Annotated in this window: 20 protein-coding genes and 4 tRNA genes; 15 read left to right on the top strand and 9 right to left on the bottom strand. The window is 71.7% G+C overall.

Annotation, left to right across the window (positions count from 1 at the left end):
- The first annotated feature begins 118 nt into the window (after positions 1-118).
- The 3 genes from AB0D46_RS00245 to AB0D46_RS00235 are packed head-to-tail and all read left to right on the top strand — an operon-like array spanning position 119 to position 3038.
- The gene (locus AB0D46_RS00245; protein WP_362874985.1) at positions 119-1363 is read left to right on the top strand and encodes a hypothetical protein; all 1245 of its coding nucleotides are present in this window, start codon (positions 119-121) and stop codon (positions 1361-1363) included.
- Between the two features lie 43 nt (positions 1364-1406).
- Complete coding sequence (locus AB0D46_RS00240; RefSeq protein WP_362874984.1) at positions 1407-2198, top strand: sterol carrier family protein; 792 nt, start codon at positions 1407-1409, stop codon at positions 2196-2198.
- A 48-nt stretch (positions 2199-2246) separates the two neighbouring features.
- A complete protein-coding gene (locus AB0D46_RS00235; protein ID WP_362874983.1) occupies positions 2247-3038 on the top strand; it encodes an META domain-containing protein in 792 nt (263 codons plus the stop codon).
- 36 nt (positions 3039-3074) lie between these two features.
- Here the strand turns inward: AB0D46_RS00235 and AB0D46_RS00230 are convergent, their stop codons facing one another.
- Both AB0D46_RS00230 and AB0D46_RS00225 read right to left on the bottom strand, forming a co-directional pair.
- Entirely contained in the window at positions 3075-4499 is a 1425-nt protein-coding gene (locus AB0D46_RS00230) for a sulfatase-like hydrolase/transferase (RefSeq protein ID WP_362874982.1), read from the bottom strand.
- A 188-nt stretch (positions 4500-4687) separates the two neighbouring features.
- On the bottom strand, positions 4688-4783 hold the full coding sequence (locus tag AB0D46_RS00225; RefSeq protein WP_362874981.1) for a putative leader peptide: 96 nt from the start codon (positions 4781-4783) through the stop codon (positions 4688-4690).
- A 193-nt stretch (positions 4784-4976) separates the two neighbouring features.
- On the opposite strand from AB0D46_RS00225, the gene purF reads away from it, so the two are divergent.
- Complete coding sequence (gene purF, locus AB0D46_RS00220; RefSeq protein ID WP_362874980.1) at positions 4977-6494, top strand: amidophosphoribosyltransferase; 1518 nt, start codon at positions 4977-4979, stop codon at positions 6492-6494.
- Between the two features lie 106 nt (positions 6495-6600).
- Positions 6601-7671 (top strand): phosphoribosylformylglycinamidine cyclo-ligase, encoded by a 1071-nt coding sequence (gene purM / locus AB0D46_RS00215; protein ID WP_362874979.1) that lies wholly within the window; start codon positions 6601-6603, stop codon positions 7669-7671.
- A 93-nt stretch (positions 7672-7764) separates the two neighbouring features.
- Here the strand turns inward: purM and AB0D46_RS00210 are convergent, their stop codons facing one another.
- Together AB0D46_RS00210 and AB0D46_RS00205 are read right to left on the bottom strand one after the other, a co-directional pair.
- Entirely contained in the window at positions 7765-8034 is a 270-nt protein-coding gene (locus AB0D46_RS00210) for a DUF3073 domain-containing protein (RefSeq protein ID WP_362874978.1), read from the bottom strand.
- Between the two features lie 281 nt (positions 8035-8315).
- On the bottom strand, positions 8316-9455 hold the full coding sequence (locus AB0D46_RS00205; RefSeq protein WP_362874977.1) for a Glu/Leu/Phe/Val dehydrogenase dimerization domain-containing protein: 1140 nt from the start codon (positions 9453-9455) through the stop codon (positions 8316-8318).
- Positions 9456-9712: 257 nt separating this feature from the next.
- Here AB0D46_RS00205 and AB0D46_RS00200 point away from each other — a divergent pair, with 257 nt between their 5' ends.
- Together AB0D46_RS00200 and bldC are read left to right on the top strand one after the other, a co-directional pair.
- On the top strand, positions 9713-10567 hold the full coding sequence (locus tag AB0D46_RS00200) for a hypothetical protein (RefSeq protein ID WP_362874976.1): 855 nt from the start codon (positions 9713-9715) through the stop codon (positions 10565-10567).
- Between the two features lie 587 nt (positions 10568-11154).
- Entirely contained in the window at positions 11155-11361 is a 207-nt protein-coding gene (bldC, locus tag AB0D46_RS00195) for a developmental transcriptional regulator BldC (protein ID WP_003949541.1), read from the top strand.
- A 651-nt stretch (positions 11362-12012) separates the two neighbouring features.
- Here bldC and AB0D46_RS00190 read toward each other — a convergent pair.
- Positions 12013-12086 (bottom strand) — tRNA-Asp (locus AB0D46_RS00190).
- A 70-nt stretch (positions 12087-12156) separates the two neighbouring features.
- Entirely contained in the window at positions 12157-16080 is a 3924-nt protein-coding gene (hrpA, locus tag AB0D46_RS00185; RefSeq protein WP_362874975.1) for an ATP-dependent RNA helicase HrpA, read from the bottom strand.
- A gap of 110 nt (positions 16081-16190) precedes the next feature.
- Between hrpA and AB0D46_RS00180 the strand changes: the two genes are divergently transcribed.
- The 3 genes from AB0D46_RS00180 to AB0D46_RS00170 are packed head-to-tail and all read left to right on the top strand — an operon-like array spanning position 16191 to position 18272.
- Positions 16191-16616 carry a hypothetical protein gene (locus AB0D46_RS00180; RefSeq protein ID WP_362874974.1) on the top strand — a complete coding sequence of 142 codons (426 nt, stop codon included), beginning with the start codon at positions 16191-16193 and terminating at the stop codon, positions 16614-16616.
- Between the two features lie 49 nt (positions 16617-16665).
- Complete coding sequence (locus AB0D46_RS00175) at positions 16666-17433, top strand: thioredoxin domain-containing protein (RefSeq protein WP_362874973.1); 768 nt, start codon at positions 16666-16668, stop codon at positions 17431-17433.
- A complete protein-coding gene (locus AB0D46_RS00170) occupies positions 17430-18272 on the top strand; it encodes a cytochrome c biogenesis CcdA family protein (RefSeq protein ID WP_362874972.1) in 843 nt (280 codons plus the stop codon). The genes AB0D46_RS00175 and AB0D46_RS00170 overlap by 4 nt, the downstream gene beginning before the upstream one ends.
- 38 nt (positions 18273-18310) lie before the next feature.
- On the opposite strand, the gene AB0D46_RS00165 is transcribed toward AB0D46_RS00170, so the two are convergent.
- From AB0D46_RS00165 to AB0D46_RS00155, 3 genes are all read right to left on the bottom strand, one after another.
- Positions 18311-18387 (bottom strand) — tRNA-Phe (locus AB0D46_RS00165).
- A 22-nt stretch (positions 18388-18409) separates the two neighbouring features.
- A tRNA-Asp gene (locus AB0D46_RS00160) sits at positions 18410-18483 on the bottom strand.
- 40 nt (positions 18484-18523) lie between these two features.
- Positions 18524-18596, bottom strand: a tRNA-Glu gene (locus AB0D46_RS00155).
- A 103-nt stretch (positions 18597-18699) separates the two neighbouring features.
- Between AB0D46_RS00155 and AB0D46_RS00150 the strand changes: the two genes are divergently transcribed.
- The 5 genes from AB0D46_RS00150 to AB0D46_RS00130 all read left to right on the top strand — a co-directional run.
- Entirely contained in the window at positions 18700-19050 is a 351-nt protein-coding gene (locus AB0D46_RS00150) for a metallopeptidase family protein (RefSeq protein WP_030225620.1), read from the top strand.
- A complete protein-coding gene (locus tag AB0D46_RS00145) occupies positions 19047-19538 on the top strand; it encodes a CrcB family protein (protein WP_362874971.1) in 492 nt (163 codons plus the stop codon). Before AB0D46_RS00150 ends, AB0D46_RS00145 begins: the two co-directional genes overlap by 4 nt.
- The gene (gene crcB / locus AB0D46_RS00140) at positions 19535-19909 is read left to right on the top strand and encodes a fluoride efflux transporter CrcB (protein WP_362874970.1); all 375 of its coding nucleotides are present in this window, start codon (positions 19535-19537) and stop codon (positions 19907-19909) included. Before AB0D46_RS00145 ends, crcB begins: the two co-directional genes overlap by 4 nt.
- 86 nt (positions 19910-19995) lie before the next feature.
- Positions 19996-20625: a hypothetical protein gene (locus AB0D46_RS00135; RefSeq protein ID WP_362874969.1), complete on the top strand. Its 630-nt coding sequence runs from the start codon at positions 19996-19998 to the stop codon at positions 20623-20625.
- A 273-nt stretch (positions 20626-20898) separates the two neighbouring features.
- Positions 20899-22830: DEAD/DEAH box helicase (locus AB0D46_RS00130; RefSeq protein WP_362874968.1), on the top strand; the 1932-nt coding region annotated here is incomplete at its 3' end.

Below are 22830 nucleotides of genomic sequence, written 5' to 3'. Positions count from 1 at the left end.
CGACGTCCCGGCCGGGGGCGAGACCTTCGACGCCGGAGCCGGCCGGGCGATCCGGCCGTAGCGATTCCGTGGCACGCCCGGCATCCGCGCCCACGGGGGGCGTCCGCATACTGACGCCGTGAGTGACTTCGTCAAGTACCTGCCGCCCACGGCCATACCCGTGGGCGGCGCCCCCGCATGGAAGGCCGCCGACGCCGAACGCTGGCTCGCGGCCCGCGTCCCCGCCGTCCTCGGACCCGTCGCCGGAGGCTGGATCCTCCTGCCCCTGATCCTGTGCGCGGTCGTCCTGCTCGCCTGGAACACCCCCGAGGACACCTCCGTCGGCACCGAATGGGCCGGCTACCCGGCGGCCGTCCTGCTGCTGGCCCTCCCCGCCTGGTACCGGTTCCTGCCCGGTGCCACCGCCGTCGCCGCGCCGCTCATCGCCCTGGACGCGGTCCTCGTCCTCGGCGAACTCGCCCCGGACGACGCCGCCGGCCGCGCCGGCGCGGGGCTGATCCTCGTCGTCTCCGTCCTCGCCCTCACCGGCGCCCTGCTGCGGCTGCGCTCCCGCGGGATCCAGCGGGCCCTGATCCTGGAGGCGGCCGGCGACGCCCGGAGTCCGCTGCCGGCCGGCCTCCCGGACAGCCACCGCACCCGCGGCCGCACGATGCTCCTGACCGGCGCCCCGCTCTGCGCGCTCGCGGCGGCCCTGCTCCTGACCGCCCTCGCCCAGGACCTCAACGCGCCCCCGGGACAGCCCTACGACGCCACCGGGCAACAGGTCCTCGCCCTGCTGCTGCTCGTCCCCGGCACCCCGTTGCTCGGCCGCGGCGTCACGGCCGGCGGCGCCGCCCGCCGGCTCCACCCTGGCCCGCAGCCCGTGCTGCGCGTCGGCGTCCGCCGCTCCGCGGACACGGTCTGGATCCTCCCCGACGCCCGGACCCCCACCGCCCCGCCGCTGGTCGCCTTCCGCAACCGCTTCGACGACAGCTACTCCGCCGGCCCCGGCCGCATCCTCGTGGGCGGCCCGTCGGAGCGGCTGCGCGCCGAGCACCACGACATCGACCCGGACGCCGAACCGTACGAGGCCCTGCTGTACGGCGTGCCCCGCGAAGGCGCCGAGGTCGTCCTGGAGTACGCCGTCAACACCCACGACGGCCGCGTCGTCACCCGGTACACGGCCGCCCCCCTCATGCCGTTCCGCCGCCACGGTCTGCGCCCGTGGCGACCGGCCGGCGCCTCGTACGCCCAGCGGCGCGAGGAGCGGGCCGCGCGCCGCCGCGAGGAGCGCTCCGCGTCGTCCTCCGGGGGCTGCGGCTCCTCCGGCGGCTGCGGGAGCAGTTGCGGCAGCGGCTGCGGCGGGGGTTGCGGCGGCGACTGACGCCTCCCGGCCCGCGGGGCCGGCCCCCGAGTAGGGTCGGCCCATGCCGCCTGGGAAGAAGAAGCCGCGCACGTACGACCCCGCCAGGATCCGTACGGCCGTCACCACGCAGTTCGGGCACGTCGCCGCAGCCGTACGGGGCCTGACGCCGGAGCAGCTCGCCCGGTCCAGCGGGCTCGGCGACTGGACCGTGGCCGACCTCGCCGCCCACGTCGCCTGGATCGCCGACTCGCTCGCGGCCGGCCTGGCCCGGCCACCCGCCGCCGTCGCCGAACTCCCCGCCGTCGAATGGCCCTTCGCCACCGCCTCCCTCGCCGGGAAGATCTCCGAGGCCGCCCGCGAAACCCTGGACGGCGCCCCGCTGCCCGAGCTGTACGAGACGGCCGCCGCCCGACTGGCCGCGCAGCTGGAACGCAACGCGGGCAGCCGGGTGCTGGACCTGTGGATCGGCGACATGACCCTCGCCGACTTCCTCGTCACCCGCACCGTCGAGCTGGTCGTCCACACCGACGACCTGAACCGGGCCGTCGGCCTGGACATCCCCCTCGACCGGCAGGCGCTGGCCGCCTGCACCCGGCTGCTCGCCGACGCGCTCGCGGTCAAGGCACCCGGCGGCTCGGTGGAGGTACGGATCCCGCCGTTCGCGGTGGTCCAGTGCGTCGCCGGTCCCCGCCACACCCGCGGTACCCCGCCCAACGTGGTGGAGACCGACCCGCTCACCTGGATCCGGCTCGCCACCGGCCGCACCGGCTGGGCCGAGGCCCTGGACTCCGCGCGGGTCAGCGCCAGTGGGGAACGCGCCGACCTGGCGGCCCTGCTCCCGCTGATGAGCTGACCCGGCGGGCCGGGGGAACCGTCCGGCCGCCCGGCCCGTCCCAGGAGCATGCGTACCCTCAGGCACCTCACGACCGGCCTGGCCCTCCTCGGCCTCGCCGCCTGCGGCCAGTCCGCGCAGAGCGGTTCCGACCCGCTCCCCGACCCCACGGGCTCCTGGGCCGTCGAGTCCCTGACCACCGGCGGCCGGACCCTGCACGCGCCCGCCGCCGCCCGCGTCGACCTCGGCCCCGACGAGGCCACCGGCAACTACGGCTGCAACGGCTTCACGGCCCGGATCGCCCGCGACGGCGCCTCCGTCCTCATCGTCACGCCCGGCCAGAGCACCACGATGGCCTGCGAGAACATGGAGTTCGAGACGGCCTTCGCGAAACTGCTCACCGGCCGCCTCACCCTCGACCGCGGCCCCGACCGGCTGACCCTGAAGACCGCCGACGGGAGCACCATCGCCATGAGCTCCAAGCCCCCGGTCCCCGACGCCCCCCTCGTCGCGACCCACTGGAGCGTCGACTCCCTGATCGACGGGCAGAGCGTGTCCTCCCTCGCCCCCGAGGCGGCGGGCCGGGCCCGGTTCACGCTCGCCGCCGACGGCGCCGCGAGCGGCAACCTCGGCTGCAACCGGTTCAGCGCGCCCGCCACCGTCGACGGCCCCTCGCTCACCTTCGGGCCGCTCACCGCGACCCGGATGGCCTGCGCGGGACCGACCGGCGAGGTCGAGCGGGCGCTGACCGCCCTGCTCGGCAGCGGCCCGCTCGCCTGGAAGGTCCAGGGCACCTCCCTCACCCTCACGGCCCCCGACGGCAAGGGTCTCGGCGCCAAGGCGGTCACGGCCGTCGAGTGACGGCCCGCCGCCCCGCCCGGCGCCCCGCCCGGTGGCTCAGGCCGGGTACGGCAGCAGGCCCGCGTCGGTCTTCTCCCACGCCGCCCGCAGCTGCGCCAGCCGGGCCGGCTCCACGGCCGCCTTGTCGGCCTGCTCCCTGATGTCCCCGGCCAGGTTGAACAGCTGGTCCCGGCCCGACCTGCCCCGGTAGTACTTCCATTCGCCGCGCCGCAGCGCCCGCTCCCCGCGCACCCGCCAGAAGATGTCCCGCTCGGCCGGCTCCTCGCCCCGCAGCAGGTACCCGGCCAGGCTCACCCCGTCCAGCGGGTACGCGCGGTGCGGGCGGGTACCGGCCAGCTCCAGCAGCGTCGCCGTCCAGTCCGGGCTGAACACCGGGACGTGGCTGACCTGGCCGCCGTCCACCCGGGCCGGCCAGCGCAGGATGTTCGGCACCCGGATCCCGCCCTCCTGGAGCGAGGCCTTGTTGCCCGACAGCGGCCAGTTGTACGAGAACCGCTCGCCGCCGTTGTCGCTGGAGAACACGACCACCGTGTTGTCCTCCTGCCCGGAGCGCTTCAGCGCCCTGAGCACCTCACCGATCGACCGGTCCAGGTCCTCCACCAACTGCTTGTACTTCTCGACCGAACCGCCGTCCTGGTGCCACAGCGCCCGCCCGTCGCCCGCCTTGATCCGCCGGACGATCTCGGCGCTCTCCTTCGTGTCCCCCTCGGCGATCCACGGCCAGTGCGGGGTGGTGAAGTTGAGGTTCAGCAGCCACGGCTTGCCGTCGTGGTCGCGGGAGACGTACTCGCTCGCCCGCTCGGTCAGCACCTTCGTGTAGTACCGCAGGTCCTTGTACTCGGCGTCGCCCTCGTACAGGTCGTACTCGCCGCCCAGACCCAGCTTCGAGTAGTACTCCAGCGCCCCGCCGAAGTTCCCGAAGAACTCGTCCCAGCCCGACCGGGTCGGGCTGTAGTCCGGCAGGTACCCCGCGTGCCACTTGCCGATCAGCGCCGTGGCGTACCCCGACTCCTTCAGCAGCGAGGCCAGCGTCGGGTGCGTCGGCTCCAGCCCCACCGACTTGTCGGCGATCGGCTCGGCCAGCCCGCCCTTCGTACGGGCCGGGTAGCGCCCGGTGTACAGGCTGAAGCGGGTCGGCGAGCAGGTCGCGGAGCCCGAGTAGGCGTCGGTGAACCGCACGCCCTGGCGGGCGAGACGGTCCAGGTTCGGGGTCTTGATGTGGGGCGAACCGTACGAGGACAGGTCCGACCAGCCGAGGTCGTCACCCAGGATGAACAGGACGTTCGGGCGCCTCGACCTCCGCCCCCGGGCGGCCCTGAACTCCCGCTCCTCGGGTCCGGCGTGCTCCGCCCCGGCGGCCGCGGCCGGGCCCGCGCCCAGCCCCACCGCGGCGGCGGCCGCGCTCACCCCGACCGCGCCGCCGAAGGCACGCCGGGACAGGTTCGATTCGTACGAAGACACAGGTACTCCAAGGCATGGCCGACCGGCCTGCCCGGGGCGGCGCGGGACGGCGCACGGCACGGCGGGGCGGGCTCGGTCAGGACGGGAAGGCAGAGCGGAAGGGGTCGGCGCGCGGCGTCACAACAGCGGTCGGTGCGACGGGAGGAGCCGGAAGGAGGGAACACGCGCGCCGCGGCGCGCGGCGATGCCTACGCGCAGCCGCGACAGATGGCGCTGGCGACACGGACCAGGTCCACGTGTCGGCGCTCGACGAGGGTGACGGAGCGGTCACCGGAAGGCTGCATGAGTCGGAACCTTGTACGAACCCACAGGCACCTGTCAACCAGGGCATTCCGGATGTCGAGACGACCGGAGAAGGCCCACGTCACAGCGGTTTTCGCGGTCACCCTCCGCAGGGGTTACCCGACTGTCCGCACTGTGACTTTTTTGGGTCCTTCTCAATTCGGACCGGTGGTCGATCTCGCCTACACTCGGAGCGTGCCTCGTGGTGATGGACGACTCAACCACGACCTGCTCCCCGGTGAGAAGGGCCCCCAGGACGCTTGCGGCGTCTTCGGTGTCTGGGCTCCGGGTGAAGAGGTCGCCAAGCTCACCTACTTCGGACTGTATGCACTGCAGCACCGCGGACAAGAGTCCGCGGGCATCGCTGTGAGCAACGGTTCCCAGATCCTCGTCTTCAAGGACATGGGCCTCGTTTCCCAAGTCTTCGACGAAACCTCTCTCGGCTCGCTCCAAGGTCATATCGCGGTCGGTCACGCCCGCTACTCGACCACCGGAGCCTCCGTCTGGGAGAACGCCCAACCGACCTTCCGCGCGACCGCCCACGGCTCCATCGCCCTGGGTCACAACGGCAACCTGGTGAACACCGCCGAACTCGCCGAGATGGTCGCCGACCTCCCCCGTCAGGACGGCCGCGCCACCCAGGTGGCGGCCACCAACGACACCGACCTGGTCACCGCCCTGCTCGCGGGGCAGACCGACGAGGACGGCAAGCCGCTGACGATCGAGGAGTCGGCCACCAAGGTCCTCCCGAAGGTCAAGGGCGCCTTCTCCCTCGTCTTCATGGACGAGGGGACCCTCTACACCGCCCGTGACCCGCAGGGCATCCGCCCGCTGGTCCTCGGCCGCCTGGAGCGCGGCTGGGTGGTCGCGAGCGAGACCGCCGCCCTCGACATCTGCGGCGCCAGCTTCGTCCGCGAGGTCGAGCCGGGCGAGCTCATCGCGATCGACGAGAACGGCCTGCGCACCTCGCGCTTCGCGGAAGCGAAGCCCAAGGGCTGTGTCTTCGAGTACGTCTACCTGGCGCGCCCGGACACCGACATCGCGGGCCGCAACGTCTACCTCTCGCGGGTCGAGATGGGCCGGCGCCTGGCCAAGGAAGCCCCCGTCGACGCCGACCTGGTGATAGCGACGCCGGAATCCGGCACGCCCGCCGCCGTCGGCTACGCCGAGGCGAGCGGAATTCCGTTCGGAGTGGGCCTGGTCAAGAACGCCTACGTCGGCCGGACCTTCATCCAGCCCTCGCAGACGATCCGCCAGCTCGGCATCCGGCTCAAGCTCAACCCCCTCAAGGAAGTCATCCGGGGCAAGCGCCTGGTGGTCGTCGACGACTCGATCGTCCGCGGCAACACCCAGCGCGCCCTGGTCAAGATGCTCCGCGAGGCCGGCGCGGCCGAGGTCCACATCCGGATCTCCTCCCCGCCCGTGAAGTGGCCGTGCTTCTTCGGCATCGACTTCGCCACCCGGGCCGAGCTGATCGCCAACGGCATGACGGTCGACGAGATCGCCACCTCCATGGGCGCGGACTCGCTCTCGTACATCGCGCTCGACACGATGATCGAGGCGACCACCATCCAGAAGCCCAACCTCTGCCGCGCGTGCTTCGACGGCGAGTACCCGATGGAGCTGCCCGACCCGCAGCTCCTGGGCAAGCAGCTCCTGGAGACCGAGCTGGCCGGCGGCAAGGACGCCGCCGACGCGCTGCGCCGCCCGTAGCCGGATCCCCCGCGCGGCCCGCTCAACCTGCGCGGGGCCCTGTCTTTCAAGCTTCTCCCGGGGCCCCGCACCACCCGCAGTAACGACACGAAAGCTCTCTCCTGTCATGACAGAGAAGACCACCGGTGCCAGCTACGCAGCCGCGGGCGTGGACATCGAAGCGGGCGACCGCGCCGTCGAGCTGATGAAGGAGTGGGTGAAGAAGACGCAGCGCCCCGAGGTCCTCGGCGGCCTCGGCGGCTTCGCCGGCCTCTTCGACGCCTCCGCCCTCAAGCGCTACGAGCGTCCCCTGCTGGCCTCCGCCACCGACGGGGTGGGCACCAAGGTGGACATCGCCCGCCGGATGGGCGTCTACGACACGATCGGCCACGACTTGGTCGCGATGGTCATGGACGACATCGTCGTGTGCGGCGCCGAGCCGCTCTTCATGACGGACTACATCTGCGTCGGCAAGGTCCACCCCGAGCGTGTCGCGGCCATCGTCAAGGGCATCGCCGAGGGCTGCGTCCTCGCCGGCTGCTCCCTGGTCGGCGGCGAGACCGCCGAACACCCCGGCCTGCTCGGCCCGGACGACTTCGACGTGGCGGGCGCGGGCACCGGCGTGGTCGAGTACGACCGCCTCCTGGGCGCGGACCGCATCCGTACGGGGGACGCCGTCATCGCGATGGCCTCGTCCGGCCTTCACTCGAACGGGTACTCGCTGGTCCGCCACGTCCTCTTCGACGGGGCCGGAATGTCCCTGGAGCAGCACGTCGAGGAACTCGGCCGGACCCTCGGCGAGGAACTCCTGGAGCCGACCAAGATCTACTCGTTGGACTGCCTGGCGCTCACCCGTACGGCCGAGGTCCACGCGTACTCGCACATCACCGGCGGCGGCCTCGCGGCCAACCTGGCCCGAGTCATCCCGGACCACCTGCACGCCACCGTCGACCGTACGACCTGGGCCCCGGGCGCGATCTTCGACCTGGTCGGCCGGGCCGGCAAGGTCGAGCGGCTGGAGCTGGAGAAGACCCTGAACATGGGCGTCGGCATGATGGCCGTCGTCCCGCAGGAGTCGGTGGACGTGGCCCTGACCGCCCTCGCCGACCGGGGCCTCGACGCCTGGGTCGCGGGCGAGATCCTGGACCGCGGCGACCACACCGAGGGCGCGACCCTCACCGGCTCCTACGCTGTCTGAGCAGCACTGAAACCCGGTCCGGGGCCATGCCCCGGACCGGGTTTCGATGTATGTCAGCCGACTCGGACGCCGCTGTGCAGGAGTTCCTGCGCGTCAAGCCCCGCGACGGTGCGCCGACGGACCGGACTCTTCGTCCTCGTCGTCGTCGTCATCGCTGTTGTACAGAGCCGCGTACTTGGCGTACGGGTCGTCGTCGTCATCGTCCTGATCGTCATCGACTTCGACCGGCGCGCTGATAGGCAGCGGCTCTGTCGGCGATGCGCCCAGCTCATTGGCCAGACGCGAGAGGTCAGTCCCGCCGCTGTTGTACTTCAGCTGGCGGGCGACCTTTGTCTGCTTGGCCTTGGCCCGGCCGCGCCCCATGGCTCGACCCCCTCGGTGACGGGGCTCGACGGCCCCAGAGTCTGACACGCGTTCATGGTTCGGAGCGGGCTCTCCGTGGAGAGACCGTCCGTAGGGGTTTAACGGTACCTGCTTCCGCGGCCATACGGTACGCCGCCCGCATGACGCGCCCCGGTGCAGAACCAGCGGGACACCCCGTACTCGCTGGTCAGCTGCGATTTTAACCCTTTCCTGGCGGGCGACCCGCCGAAGTGCAGTGAGTTCCGTCTCGCCGCACCCCGACGGGCCCCCATTCGGGGTTACTACGCCGTACGCGCGCCGCCTGCCCGGGCGGCGGCGCGGGCCGCGAGCGCCTCGGACATCCGCTGCTCGGCGATCCGGTCGGCCGCGGCGGCCGGCGGGATCCCGTCGGCCTTCGCACGTGTGAATATGGCCAGGGTGGTGTCGAAGATCTTCGAGGCCTTGGCCTTGCAGCGGTCGAAGTCGAAGCCGTGCAGCTCGTCGGCGACCTGGATGACACCGCCCGCGTTCACCACGTAGTCCGGCGCGTAGAGGATCCCGCGGTCGGCGAGGTCCTTCTCGACGCCCGGGTGGGCCAGCTGGTTGTTCGCCGCGCCGCACACGACGGTGGCGGTGAGCACCGGGACGGACTCGTCGTTCAGCGCGCCACCGAGGGCGCACGGGGCGTAGATGTCCAGACCCGGGGTGCGGATCAGGGCGTCCGTGTCGGCGACCGAGGTGACCTTGCCGCCGGGGTGCTTGTCGAGGATCTCCTGGACGGACTCCGCGCGGACGTCGGTGATGACGACCTCGGCGCCGTCCTCCAGCAGGTGCTCCACCAGGTGCCGGCCGACCTTGCCGACACCGGCGACGCCGACCTTGCGGCCGCGCAGCGTCGGGTCGCCCCACAGGTGCTGTGCGCTGGCGCGCATGCCCTGGAAGACGCCGTAGGCGGTGAGGACCGAAGAGTCGCCGGCGCCGCCGTTCTCGGGGGAGCGGCCGGTGGCCCAGCGGGTCTCGCGGGCGACGACGTCCATGTCGGCGACGTACGTGCCGACGTCGCATGCGGTCACGTAGCGACCGCCGAGCGATTCCACGAACCGGCCGTAGGCCAGCAGCAGTTCCTCGCTCTTGAGGGCGCTCGGGTCGCCGATGATCACGGCCTTGCCGCCGCCGAGGTCGAGACCGGCGAGGGCGTTCTTGTACGACATGCCGCGCGCGAGGTTCAGCGCGTCGAGGACGGCCTCCTCGTCGGAGGCGTACGCGTGGAAGCGCGTGCCGCCGAGGGCGGGGCCCAGGGCGGTGGAGTGGATCGCGATGACGGCCTTGAGGCCTGAGGCTCGGTCCTGGCACAGCACGACTTGCTCGTGGCCGCCCTGTTCCGTGCGGAACAGGGTGTGCAGGACGCCGTCGGTCATTTCGGTCACGGTGGTGACTCCCATGGAAGAGATGCGGCGGAAAGACGCCCGCCCTGCGGGTGGGGGAGGGCGCGCTGGGAGCAGCGTAAGACCTGTGGGTCGCCCGGGAAGGGCCTGTCCGGGGATCGGAACACTCCCGTGTCACACCGGCCCCGCGGGCCTGTCGGGAACCGTACGGAACGAGGGGTTCCGGGCCGCGCGCGGAGGGTCGCGGGCGCCGCCGTTCGGGCCGCGGGCGCCCCGGAGGTGAGGGAGCCCGGAAAACGGGGAGGTACGACAGCGTGAGCGAATCCCCCGAAGTGCGGCCGCCCTCGGCCCGCCCCGTACCGATCGTCCCGTACGCCTCCTACCTGCGTGTCTACGAGCCATTGGCGGCCTTCTCGGAACCCGAGCGGGCGCACTGGGCGGACTACGTCCGGCGTGGGGTGGTGGCGACGGCGCAGGACGAACTGCGCCGCTCGCTGGTGGACTTGGTCCGCGTCCCGGTGGTGGGGGTGCCGGCGCACGAGAGCGCTGACGCGTTCACGGCCGAGCGGGACGGGGTGGTCCTGGTCTGTCCGTGGCGCACCCGGCTGCGCGGCTGGCTGGCCCTCCGGGAGCTGACGGAGTCGTTCCCGCCGCCGGTGCTGGACGCGGCGCTACCGGCGTCTGCGCGCGAGCGGGCGGCGGCGGAGTACGAGGAGTGGCGCGAGCGGAACCCGGACGCGCGGCCGTGGATCCGTACGGGGGTGTGGCAGGTTCCGCTGCGCTGGTTCGTGTTGGTCGGCGACGAGGAGCGGGAGTACGTGCCGGGCGAACGGCTGCGGTACCGGACGCCGATGGTGCAGGCCCGCCGCCGGCTGGCCCGGGGGCTGCGGACCCTGCGGCAGGCGGAGGGGTACGCGCCGCTGGCCGAGGGGTTGGTGGAGGTCGGGAGCTGGCTGGAGGAGTTCCATCCGCGGTCGATGGTCGAACTGGATTACGGGGGGCTGCTGCACGCGCTGCCGGCTGACGACCTCGCCGACGACCGCTCCGCCCGCGACCTCGCGGCCGGGATGGACGCGCTGCGGGCCGGCGACCGGGAGGGCGCCTCTGAGGTGTACGGCGAACTGGCCCAGCGCTGGCGGTCGGTCAGGGAAAGACTGTTCGCGAACTGATCCACCTGGCAGGGTGTCCTTCGCCACCCCCGTCGGGAGGCCCGCGCCGGGCCCTGGGCGTATCACCCGTATCGGTCGTATCGGCCGATCGGCCACAAGGTGCAGATCAGGGCCTTGATCGGCACATTGGGGTCTTAGTTCCAGGACCTACGTCCCGATACGGGCCATTGGCCCAAGGGTGACGGACCGCACTATCTACACCCTTGCGCCCTTCCCCTACCCTCGTGCCAAAATAGGACAAGGAGTCCGGGGAGGGTTCCTTCCGTCCAACTAAGGGCGGAATGCTCGGTATTGCACTCTATGGGGGGTCTGACGACTCCCGATCGCCCTGTGACTGATCGTCACAGTGGGGTGACTGTCCGCTATGGGGCGGTCCATCGGCTTCCGCCGCTGATGAACACCTCGGAGGGCAATTCCATCGGTTTGGCCCTTGGGGCTGGACGGATGGTGTAGTTGTAGTGCCGAGGACAAGCCGTTCGTCCTATAACCGACTCGGCCTGCGTATGTCCATTTCGGGCAACGCGGGCCAAGGTGCAGAATTTAGAGGAAAGAACCGAGATGGTTCGGTTCTCCCGAGGAGGCCGCTCATGACCGCTCGCACCCCTGATGCCGAGCCGCTGCTGACCCCGGCTGAGGTTGCCACGATGTTCCGCGTGGACCCGAAGACGGTCACCCGCTGGGCCAAGGCTGGCAAGCTCACGTCCATCCGCACCCTGGGTGGACACCGCCGTTATCGCGAGGCTGAGGTTCGCGCACTGCTCGCGGGAATTCCGCAGCAGCGCAGCGAGGCCTGAGGTCGCGCAGTAGTACCACCGCTTTAACGGGTATGTATCGGGTCCCCCAATCCGATGAAACCCACAACGCTTCAGACGGTTGAGGCTGCCCCAACAGCCTCATTGCCGTTCGATCGCGCTGGACTCCGCCGGGTCCAGCGCGATCTTTTTTATGCCCGCAGGGGTGGAATCGTCGGGGCGTGCGGGGTCCGACGAGGTAGGTGCCATTGCACATATTAAATCGAGCGGGCGTAGGTGTGCGATAAACGTGCGCGTCTCAAAAACTCGTGCGGTGACTCCCGTCACAGTTGATCACTCTTGTACATCCGGCATTGCGCCCGTAAGGGGATGTCCGCCGCAGAGCGCCTCGACCGGGGAGGGGCAACCGCCCCGCGCGGGCCGCGCGCGGACCGGGCCGCGCAGGCGGCCCGCTGGGGGCTTCGCGGGGGCGGCGAGGGGTTGAGGGGCCGCTAGGGGGTGCCGGCCCCTCCTGGGGGCCTTCAGCGGCTTCGGCGGCCGCCCAATGATCATGGCGCGGGTCCGACTCGGGGCCCGCCCGGAGTCGGAGCCGAACTCCGCCCGGAAGCGCCCGCCGAAGCGGCACCGCGAAACGCGTCGGGAAACGCGTCAGGGCCCGTATCCCCTGAGGGGATACGGGCCCTGACGTTTCTGCGAACCTGACGGGACTTGAACCCGCGACCTCCACCTTGACAGGGTGGCGAGCTAACCAACTGCTCCACAGGTCCTCGTTCGCGGCCGCTTTTCTCGGCTGCGAACGCCACTGTACAGCAGCTCAGGGGGTGGGGTCTAACCCGCTCACGGAGCGAGGGCGTCGACCGCCTTCACGATCCTCTTGTCCGAGATCGGGTACGCCGTTCCGAGCGCGTGCGCGAAGTAGGAGACCCGGAGTTCCTCCAGCATCCAGCGGATCTCGGTGACCTCCTCCGGGACCGGCCGGCCCTGGGGGAGCTGCTCCAGGAGCCACAGGTACTCGTCCCGCATCTCGTGGACCTTCTCCATGCGCGTGGTGTCGCGCTGGGCGCCCGTGGGCATTTGCTGGAGCCGCCGGTCCGCCGCCACCAGGTAGCGCATCAGGTCCGGCAGCCGGCGCAGGCCGGTGAGCGTCACGAAGCCGGCCGGTACGAGCGCGGCCAGCTGGGCCTTCACGTCGGCGACGTTGGCCATCAGGGCCAGGCTGTTGGTCGCCTTCAGCCGCCGCTCGCAGGCCTGCCAGGCGGCCAGCACCTGCTGCACCTGGCCCACCGTCCGTACGGTCGTGTCCACCAGGTCGGCCCGTACCGCGTCGTAGAGCCTGCGGAAGCCCGCCTCGTCCCAGGCCGGGCCGCCGTGGTCCGCGATCAGCTTGTCGGCGGCGGCCGTCGCGCAGTCGTCGAACAGCGCCTGGATGGAGCCGTGCGGGTTCCGCGAAAGGGCCAGCTTCTGCTGGTTGCTGAGCTTGTCCGAGGCGAACTTCGCCGGGTTCACCGGGATGTTCAGCAGGATCAGCTTCCGCGTGCCCAGCCACATCGCCCGCCGCTGCTCGGCCTCGGTGTCGAAGAGCCGTACGGAGACGGTCGTCCCCTCGTCCACCAGCGCCGGGTACGCCTTCACCGGCTGGCCGGCGCGACGGGTCTCGAAGATCTTCGTCAGGGTGCCGATCGTCCAGTCGGTCAGCCCGGACCGCTCCAGGGACTCCCCGCCCGCCCGCTCGGCGGTGGCCGCCGCGGCCTGGGACAGGGCCTGGCGGGCCTTGGGCTTCAGGCGCAGCCGCAGGGCCTCCAGGTCCTTGTCCTCGGCGAGGTTCTTGCGTCGTTCGTCGACGATCCGGAAGGTGATCTTCAGGTGGTCGGGGATCCGGGTCAGGTCGAAGTCGTCGGCCGAGACCGGCACCCCGACCATCCGGTGCAGCTCGCGCGCCAGCGTCACCGGCAGCGGCTCCTGCAACGGCACGACCGTGTCCAGGAAGCGCGTCGCGAAGTTCGGCGCGGGCACGTAGTGCCGGCGGATCGGCTTCGGCAGCGAGCGGATCAGCTCGGTGACGACCTCCTCGCGCAGGCCCGGGATCTGCCAGTCGAAGCCCTCGTCGGTGACCTGGTTCAGCACCTGGAGCGGGACGTGCACGGTCACGCCGTCCGCGTCCGCGCCCGGCTCGAACTGGTAGGTCACCCGGAACTTCAACGGCCCCTGCCGCCAGCTGTCCGGGTAGTCGGCCTTGGTGACCCCGGCCGCCTTCTCGGTCAGCAGCATCTCGCGCTCGAAGTCGAGGAGTTCGGGCTCCTCCCGCTTCTTGTGCTTCCACCAGGAGTCGAAGTGCGCCCCCGACACCACGTGGTCCGGGATGCGCCGGTCGTAGAAGTCGAAGAGGGTCTCGTCGTCCACCACGATGTCGCGGCGCCGGGCCCGGTTCTCCAGCTCCTCGACCTCGGTCAGCAGCTTCCGGTTGTCGGCGTAGAACTTGTGGTGCGTGCGCCAGTCACCCTCGACCAGCGCGTTGCGGATGAAGAGCTCGCGCGAGACCTCGGCGTCGATCCGGCCGTAGTTGATCTTCCGCTGGGCGACGATCGGTACGCCGTACAGCGTGACCTTCTCGTACGCCATCACGGCCGCCTGGTCCTTCTCCCAGTGCGGCTCGCTGTAGGTGCGCTTGATGAGGTGCTGCGCGAGCGGCTCCACCCACTCGGGCTCCACCTTCGCGTTCACCCGCGCCCACAGCCGCGAGGTCTCCACCAGTTCGGCCGACATCAGGAACTTCGGCTGCTTCTTGAACAGCGAGGAACCGGGGAAGACCGCGAACTTCGCGGACCGGGCGCCCAGGTACTCGTTCTTGTCGGTGTCCTTCAGGCCGATGTGCGAGAGCAGGCCGGCCAGCAGCGAGATGTGGACGTGCTGCTCCGGCGCGTCCGCCTCGTTGACGTGGATGCCCATCGAGCGGGCGACCGTGCGCAGCTGCGTGTAGATGTCCTGCCACTCGCGGATCCGCAGGAAGTTCAGGTACTCCTGCTTGCACATCCGGCGGAAGGAGGAGGAGCCGCGCTCCTTCTGCTGCTCGCGGACGTAGCGCCACATGTTCAGGTACGAGAGGAAGTCGCTGGTCTCGTCCTTGAAGCGGGCGTGGTTCTGGTCGGCCTGGGTCTGCTTGTCCGAGGGCCGCTCGCGCGGGTCCTGGATCGACAGGGCCGCCGCGATGACCATGACCTCGCGGACGCAGTTGTTCTTGTCGGCCTCGACCACCATGCGGGCCAGCCGCGGGTCCACCGGCAGCTGCGAGAGCTGGCGCCCCATCGGCGTCAGCTTCTTGCGCGGGTCCTTCTCCGCCGGGTCGAAGGCGCCCAGCTCCTGGAGCAGCTGCACGCCGTCGCGGATGTTGCGGTGGTCCGGCGGGTCGATGAAGGGGAACTTCTCGATCTCGCCCAACCCGGCAGCGGTCATCTGCAGGATCACGGAGGCCAGGTTGGTGCGCAGGATCTCGGCGTCCGTGAACTCCGGACGGGAGAGGAAGTCGTCCTCCGAGTACAAGCGGATGCAGATGCCGTCGCTGGTACGACCGCACCGGCCCTTGCGCTGGTTCGCGCTGGCCTGGGAGATCCGCTCGATGGGCAGCCGCTGCACCTTGGTGCGGTGGCTGTAGCGCGAGATGCGGGCGGTGCCCGGATCGATGACGTACTTGATGCCGGGCACGGTCAGCGAGGTCTCGGCGACGTTCGTCGCGAGGACGATCCGGCGGCCGGTGTGCTGCTGGAAGACCCGGTGCTGCTCGGCGTGCGAGAGGCGCGCGTAGAGGGGGAGGACCTCCGTCAGGCGTAGCTTGCGCTTCTCCAGGGCGTCCGCGGTGTCGCGGATCTCCCGTTCGCCGGAGAGGAAGACGAGGACGTCGCCCGGCCCCTCGGACTGCAGTTCGTCGACGGCTTCGCAGATCGCGGTGATCTGGTCGCGGTCGCTGTCCTCGGAATCCTCTTCGAGGAGCGGGCGGTAGCGCACCTCCACCGGATACGTACGGCCGCTGACCTCGATGATCGGCGCGTCCCCGAAGTGCCGGGAGAACCGTTGCGGGTCGATGGTCGCCGAGGTGATCACGACCTTCAGGTCGGGACGCTTCGGCAGCAGCCGGGCCAGGTAGCCCAGCAGGAAATCGATGTTCAGGGACCGCTCGTGGGCCTCGTCGATGATGATCGTGTCGTAGGCGCGCAGTTCGCGGTCGGTCTGGATCTCGGCGAGCAGGATGCCGTCGGTCATCAGCTTCACGTAGGTGGCGTCCGGGTTCACCTGGTCGGTGAACCGGACCTTCCAACCGACGGTCTGCCCGATCTCGGACTTCAGCTCCTCGGCGATCCGCTCCGCGACCGTGCGGGCCGCGATCCGGCGGGGCTGGGTGTGCCCGATCATGCCCCGGACGCCACGGCCCAGCTCCATGCAGATCTTGGGGATCTGCGTGGTCTTGCCGGAGCCGGTCTCGCCGGCGACGATCACGACCTGGTGGTCGCGTATCGCCTCGGCGATCTCGTCCTTCTTCTGGCTGACGGGAAGGTTCTCGGGATACGTGACCTCCGGCATCCGGGAGGCACGGCCGACGAGCCGCTCGGCGGCCTTCGCGGCCTCCGCGGCGATCTCGTCGAGCACGGCCTGCTGGGCCTCGGGCTTGCGGATGCGGCGGGCGCCCTCAAGGCGGCGGCCGAGGCGGTGCGCGTCACGGAGGGAGATCTCACCGAGAAGCGTCTGCAGGGCGGCGAAGGAAGTAGACATACCTGATCGAGGATCTCACCTGCGGCCTCCGGCCGGCGAACGCATTTGTGGGCCTCCCCGTACCATTTCGGGACGAGTCCCCCGGCCGTACGAGTGAGAGGCAGCCCACCTTGTCCCGCCGCCACCGCGTGTGCTGCCTGTTGGCGGCCGTCCTCGCGGTGCTGTTCCCCGCGGTGACACCGGCTGCGGCCGCGCCGCCGCCGGGGCGCGCGGTTCCGGTTCCGGCCGTACCGGGTGCGGGGGCCGGGGCAGCCGTCCGGTCGGCCGGCGCCTCCGTCGACCCGCGCGTGATCCCGGCCGCCGCCCTGGCCGACCCCGCCGGGCCCCGCGGGCCGTCCTGCGCCCCCGGCTCCCCCGACACCGGCCGGACCCCGGCCCTCCCGCCGCGCGCCGGGCAGGACCACGCGCCGCTCCCGGCGGCCCGGCCCGCGCCCGAGGAGGGCCGGCCGCACGGCACGATGCCCGTACGGGGCCCCGTACGCGGGCCCGACCGGCCCGCGCCGGGTCCGGTGGAGCTCTCGGTGATGCGGATCTAGGAGGGGCCGCCCGCCGGTCCCACCCCACCCGTACTCCTGGAGCACCCGCATGCCTTCCCCCGCCCGTTCCCCCCGCCCCTCCCGCACGCCCCTGTTCGCCGCGGCCGGCGTGGCCGTCGCCGCGATCACCCTCGGCCTGGTCTCCTGGCAGGCCACCGCCCCCGACGACAGGTCCCGCGACACCTCCGCCGAAGCCCCCGCGGCCTCCGCCCACGCCGGACCCCGTACGGACGTCGCCCCGGAACTGCTTGCCCTGGCCCGCCGCGACGGCGCCGACAAGCTCGCGACCGGTCGCGCCGACGCCCCCGTCGTGCTCATCGAGTACTCCGACTTCCGGTGCGGCTACTGCGGCAAGTTCGCCCGCGACACCGAACCCGAACTGGTGAAGAAGTACGTGGAGGACGGCACCCTGCGCATCGAGTGGCGCAACTTCCCGATCTTCGGCGCCGAGTCCGAGGCCGCCGCCAAGGCCGCCTGGGCCGCCGGCCGGCAGGACCGCTTCGCCGCCTTCCACCGGGCCGCGTACGCCGACGGCGCCAAGGAGGCCGGCTTCGCCGGGGCGCGCCTGATGGAGCTGGCCCGCGAGGCCGGGGTCCCCGACCTGGAGCGGTTCAAGCGGGACATGGCCGGCGAGGAGGCCGCCGCCGCCCTGAAGAAGGACCAGGACGAGGGCTACCGCATCGGCGTCAGCTCCACCCCGTCCTTCCTCGTCAACGGCCGCCCGATCGCCGGGGCGCAGCCCATCGACGCCTTCCGGGCCGCGATCGCCGCGGCGAAGACCGAGGCGACGAAGACCGAGGCGGCGGCGGGCCGGTGACCGGCATCGGATACCTGGCCGCCCTGCTGGGCGGCCTCCTCGCCCTGCTCAGCCCGTGCAGCGCGCTGCTGCTGCCCGCCTTCTTCGCGTACTCGATCGACTCCCGCTCCCGGCTCCTCGCGCGCACCGGGATCTTCTACGCGGGCCTCGCGAGCACCCTCGTACCGCTGGGCGCGGCCGGTTCGTACGCGGGGCGGTTCTTCCACCAGAACCGGGACGCCCTGGTGCTCGCCGGCGGCTGGTTGATCATCGCGCTCGGCCTCGCCCAGATCCTCGGCCTCGGCTTCGCCCCGAAGCGGCTCGCCGAACTGTCCGGCCGGATCCGCCCGACCACCGCCCTGTCGGTGTACGCCCTCGGCGCGGTCTACGGGCTGGCCGGCTTCTGCGCCGGTCCGATCCTGGGCAGCGTCCTCACGGTGGCGGCGGTCGGTGGCAGCCCGGTCTACGGGGGCCTGCTGCTGGCGGTGTACGCGCTGGGCATGGCCGTGCCGCTGTTCCTGCTGGCGCTGCTCTGGGAGCGCTTCGACCTGGGCGGCCGGCGTTGGCTGCGCGGCCGGGCCTTCCGGGTGGGCCGCCTGGAACTGCACACCACCTCGCTGCTGTCCGGGCTGTTCTTCCTGACCCTGGGCGTCCTGTTCCTCGTCTACGACGGGGCGAGCGCGCTGCCGGGGCTGCTCGACGTGGACGACTCGTTCGCGGTGGAGCGGTGGGTGGGCTCCGTCGCCGACGCCGTACCGGACCGGGCGCTGCTCGGGCTGGTCGTGGCGGCCGCGACCGCCGTCGGCCTGATTCGGTGGCGGCGCGCGGTCCGCGCGGAACGGCCGGAACCGGAGGGGTGACGCACGGAAGGCCCCGTCCGATGGACGGGGCCTTCCTCTGGTGGCTGGGGCCGGGGTCGAACCGGCGACCTATCGCTTTTCAGGCGATCGCTCGTACCAACTGAGCTACCCAGCCACGAGACCGTTTCCAGCCTCAGCGAACCTGACGGGACTTGAACCCGCGACCTCCACCTTGACAGGGTGGCGAGCTAACCAACTGCTCCACAGGTCCTTGCAATGTGCGAGCACAAGTCTCGCACACAGTTAATGCGTACCCCCAACGGGATTCGAACCCGTGCTACCGCCTTGAAAGGGCGGCGTCCTGGGCCACTAGACGATGAGGGCTAAAGGCCCGCCGGGCACTTCTCAGCGCGTCGGGGACGTGAGAAGCATATGGGATCCGGGGAGCTATCGCCAAAACGGTTTCCCGCGGAGCGACAATGGCCGGGTGCTGGAGATGACGCGCGAGGAGTTCGAAGAGCTCGTCGCAGAGGCCCTGGACCGCATTCCGCCGGAGCTGACGCGGCTGATGGACAACGTGGCGGTGTTCGTCGAGGACGAGCCACCGGCCGACGACCCCGAGCTCCTCGGGCTCTACGAGGGGACCCCCCTGACCGAGCGCGGCGAGTGGTACGCCGGGGTGCTGCCGGACCGCATCACGATCTACCGGAACCCCACGTTGCGCATGTGCGAGGACCGGGAGAGCGTGGTCGCGGAGACGGAGGTGACCGTCGTGCACGAGATCGCCCACCACTTCGGCATCGACGACGAACGGCTGCACGCCCTGGGCTACGGGTGAGCGGACCCGCCCCCGCCGGCGAGCCGGACCCCGTCGACCCGGACGTCGACCTCCGGTCGCCCGGGGAACGGGCGCGCCCCCAGGGCCCGGTGCTCGCGGCCGTCGCCGCCGGCGGCGTGCTCGGGGCCTGCGCCCGGTACGGGGCCGCACTGCTGTGGCCCGCCGGGCCGACGGCCTTCCCGTGGACCACCCTGGGGATCAACGTCCTGGGCTGCGCGCTGATCGGCGTACTGATGGCGGCGATCGCCGAGGACGGGCGCACCGCCCACCCGCTGCTGCGCCCTTTCGCGGGCACCGGCGTGCTCGGCGGCTTCACCACCTTCTCGGCCTACGCCCTGGACGTCTCGCGACTGCTGGACGCCGACGAGGCCGGGGTGGCGCTCGCGTACGCCGCGCTCACGGTGGTCGGGGCACTGGCGGCCGTACTGGCCGGCGCGACCCTGACCAGGCGGTTCCTGCGGCTCCCGGCCCGGCGGGGGCGCGGATGAACTGGCTGTGGGTGATCGCGGGGGCGGCCGTGGGCGCGCCGCTGCGCTACCTGACCGACCGCGCCGTGCAGGCGCGCCACGGCTCCGACTTCCCGTGGGGGACCTTCGCGGTCAACGCGGCCGCCTGCCTTCTGCTGGGCGCGCTGACCGGGGCGGTGCTGGCCGGGGCCGCTCCCCGGAGCCTGTCCCTGTTCCTCGGGACGGGGCTCTGCGGGGCGCTGAGCACGTACTCGACCTTCTCCTACGAGACCCTGCGCCTGGCCGAGCGTGGCGAGCCGTTCCTGGCGGCGGCGAACGTCCTGGGATCGGTGCTGGTCGGGCTGGGCGCCGTCCACCTGGGCTCGCAGGTGGCCCGGCACCTGTTCGCGTAAGGGGCGTGTCTCTTACGGGGTAAAGGGAGTTGGGCAACTTGACCCGCTCATCGCGGACCCCGCCGCCGTGTTCCGGAGGTGCCCCCGTGCGCCAGTTGACCACTTCCCTCAGACTGGCCGTCTCCGCGCTCGCCGTGGCGGCGACGGCCGGCTGCATGAGCGTCGGCGAGGACGCCGCGAAGCCCGGTCCGGCCGCGTCGGCCGGCGCCAAGGACACCGCCGGTACGGGGGCGGCCGCCGGCGCCGGGCGCGGCTCCGGGGCCCACGGCAACGGGCACGGGGCGAAGGACGCCGCCGGGAACCGGGACGGCAAGGCCGGCGAGCCCGGCAAGGCCTCCGGTGCGGCCGGGGCCTCCCCCAGCCCGGGCGCCCCCGCCGGCCGGCCCGGCGCTCCGACGCCCTCGGCGGGTCCGGGTGGCGGCGCGGGCGGCCAGGGGCCGCAGGAACCCTCAGGGGGCGGCGCGGGCGGTGCGGGCGGCTCCGGCTCCGGCGGCTCCGGCTCGGGGTCGGCCTCCGGCGGCTCCGGTGCGGGCGGCTCGGGTTCGGGCTCGGGGTCCGGTTCCGGGTCCGGGGGTTCCGGCTCCGGGGGCTCCGGAGGGTCGGCCACCGTGCCGCCGGTCGATCCCCCCGTCGACCCTCCTGTGACGGAACCCACTCCGACCCCGCCCGTCGACCCGGGCCCCGACCCGACCCCCGGGACGGGCGGCACGTCGTAGTTCCCGCCGCCTCCGGGTGGGTCGGCGGCGCTTCCCCGAGGCACGCTGCGGTGGGATCGTCCCAGGTCAGACGGGTTTCTGCCGGAACGACTTGCCAGACCCCCAGGAGGGTGCGTATGGTTATAGATCGTTTGATCCCATTGCCCGGCGCCGAATCCGAAGAGCGCCGTGTGGCGCGTACTCCCTAGCCGTGGCTGACCGCATTGAGGCGGTCGATTTGCGATTCACGGAGTTTGGGCGCGTGCCGAGACTCCGGAAGGTTTCGCATTTCGCATGTCCATTTCCAGTTCTGACCGTTCCGTCATGCCCGAGAACGACTCCAACGACGAGATCGTCACCGCCGAGACCCTCGCGGTCACCGAGGCCATGGCGGCCATCGAGGCGGAGGAGATCATCGAGGCCCTTGAGGCCGACGTGACGTCCGACGGTTCCCCCTCCGACGACGCCGCCGACGAGGCCGACGCGGAGCCCACCATCACCTTCGGCGAACTGGGCCTGCCGGACGGCATCGTCCGCAAGCTCGCCCAGAACGGCGTCACCGCCCCCTTCCCGATCCAGGCCGCGACCATCCCGGACGCCCTGGCCGGCAAGGACATCCTGGGCCGCGGCCGCACCGGCTCCGGCAAGACGCTCTCCTTCGGTCTGCCGACCCTGGCCCTGCTGGCGGGCGGTCACACCGACAAGAAGAAGCCCCGCGCGATCATCCTCACGCCGACCCGTGAGCTCGCGATGCAGGTCGCGGACGCCCTCCAGCCCTACGGCGACGTCCTCGGCCTGAAGATGAAGGTCGTCTGCGGCGGTACCTCCATGAGCAACCAGATCTACGCCCTGGAGCGCGGTGTCGACGTCCTCGTCGCCACCCCCGGCCGCCTGCGCGACATCATCAACCGCGGCGCCTGCTCGCTGGAGAACGTCAAGATCGCGGTCCTCGACGAGGCCGACCAGATGGCCGACCTGGGCTTCCTGCCCGAGGTCACCGAGCTGCTCGACCAGATCCCCGGCGGCGGCCAGCGCATGCTCTTCTCCGCCACCATGGAGAACGAGATCGGCACCCTGGTCAAGCGCTACCTGTCCAACCCCGTCACGCACGAGGTCGACAGCGCGCAGGGCAACGTCACGACCATGACGCACCACGTCCTCGTCGTGAAGCCGAAGGACAAGGCGCCGGTCACGGCCGCCATCGCCGCCCGCAAGGGCCGCACCATCATCTTCGTCCGCACCCAGCTGGGCGCCGACCGCATCGCCGAGCAGCTCATCGAGTCCGGCGTGAAGGCCGACGCGCTGCACGGCGGCATGACGCAGGGTGCCCGCACCCGCGTCCTCGCCGACTTCAAGGACGGCTACGTCAACGCGCTCGTCGCGACCGACGTCGCCGCCCGCGGCATCCACGTCGACGGCATCGACCTGGTCCTGAACGTGGACCCGGCCGGTGACCACAAGGACTACCTGCACCGCTCGGGCCGTACCGCCCGCGCCGGCAAGTCCGGTGTCGTCGTGTCGCTGGCGCTCCCGCACCAGCGTCGCCAGATCTTCCGCCTGATGGAGGACGCGGGCGTCGACGCCTCGCGCCACATCGTCCAGGGCGTCGGCGCGTTCGACCCCGAGGTCGCCGAGATCACCGGTGCGCGTTCGCTCACCCAGGTCCAGGCCGACTCGGCGAACAACGCCGCCAAGCAGGCCGAGCGCGAGGTCGCCGACCTCACCAAGCAGCTGGAGCGCCTGTCGCGCCGCGCCGTGGAACTGCGCGAGGAGGCCGACCGCCTCGTCGCCCGTTCCGCCCGCGAGCGCGGTGAGGACCCGGAGGCCGCCGTCGCCGAGGTCGTCGAGGCAGCCGAGGCCGAGGTCGCGGCAGCCGTCGCCGCCGTCGCCGAGCCGGTCGCCCAGGAGCGCACCGTCGAGCGTCGCGACGATCGCGGCAACTACGAGCGCCGCGACAACCGCGGTGGCGACCGCGACAGCCGTGGTGGCGACCGTGGTGGCTTCCGCCGCGATGACCGTCCGTCGGGTGGTTTCCGTTCCGGTGGTGACCGTCGTGACGACAACCGTGGTGGCGGCTTCCGTCGCGACGACCGTCCGTCGGGTGGCTTCAACCGTGACGACCGTGGCGGTGACCGTGGTGGCTTCCGCCGCGATGACCGTCCGTCGGGTGGTTTCCGTTCCGGTGGTGACCGTCGTGACGACAACCGTGGTGGCGGCTTCCGTCGC

Source organism: Streptomyces sp. NPDC048383, from assembly GCF_040651775.1.
Lineage (GTDB): Bacteria > Actinomycetota > Actinomycetes > Streptomycetales > Streptomycetaceae > Streptomyces.
Note: the sequence above shows the minus strand (reverse complement) of the source record. Positions and strands in the feature narration are given on the sequence as shown.

Coding starts and splice junctions, on each gene's coding strand:
- AB0D46_RS00205 (WP_362874977.1), bottom strand. CDS start 9,455: ATGGGAGTCACCACCGTGACCGAAATGACCGACGGCGTCCTGCACACC.
- bldC (WP_003949541.1), top strand. CDS start 11,155: ATGACCGCTCGCACCCCTGATGCCGAGCCGCTGCTGACCCCGGCTGAG.
- AB0D46_RS00175 (WP_362874973.1), top strand. CDS start 16,666: ATGCCTTCCCCCGCCCGTTCCCCCCGCCCCTCCCGCACGCCCCTGTTC.
- AB0D46_RS00225 (WP_362874981.1), bottom strand. CDS start 4,783: ATGCAGCCTTCCGGTGACCGCTCCGTCACCCTCGTCGAGCGCCGACAC.
- AB0D46_RS00240 (WP_362874984.1), top strand. CDS start 1,407: ATGCCGCCTGGGAAGAAGAAGCCGCGCACGTACGACCCCGCCAGGATC.
- AB0D46_RS00210 (WP_362874978.1), bottom strand. CDS start 8,034: ATGGGGCGCGGCCGGGCCAAGGCCAAGCAGACAAAGGTCGCCCGCCAG.
- purM (WP_362874979.1), top strand. CDS start 6,601: ATGACAGAGAAGACCACCGGTGCCAGCTACGCAGCCGCGGGCGTGGAC.
- AB0D46_RS00235 (WP_362874983.1), top strand. CDS start 2,247: ATGCGTACCCTCAGGCACCTCACGACCGGCCTGGCCCTCCTCGGCCTC.
- crcB (WP_362874970.1), top strand. CDS start 19,535: ATGAACTGGCTGTGGGTGATCGCGGGGGCGGCCGTGGGCGCGCCGCTG.
- hrpA (WP_362874975.1), bottom strand. CDS start 16,080: ATGTCTACTTCCTTCGCCGCCCTGCAGACGCTTCTCGGTGAGATCTCC.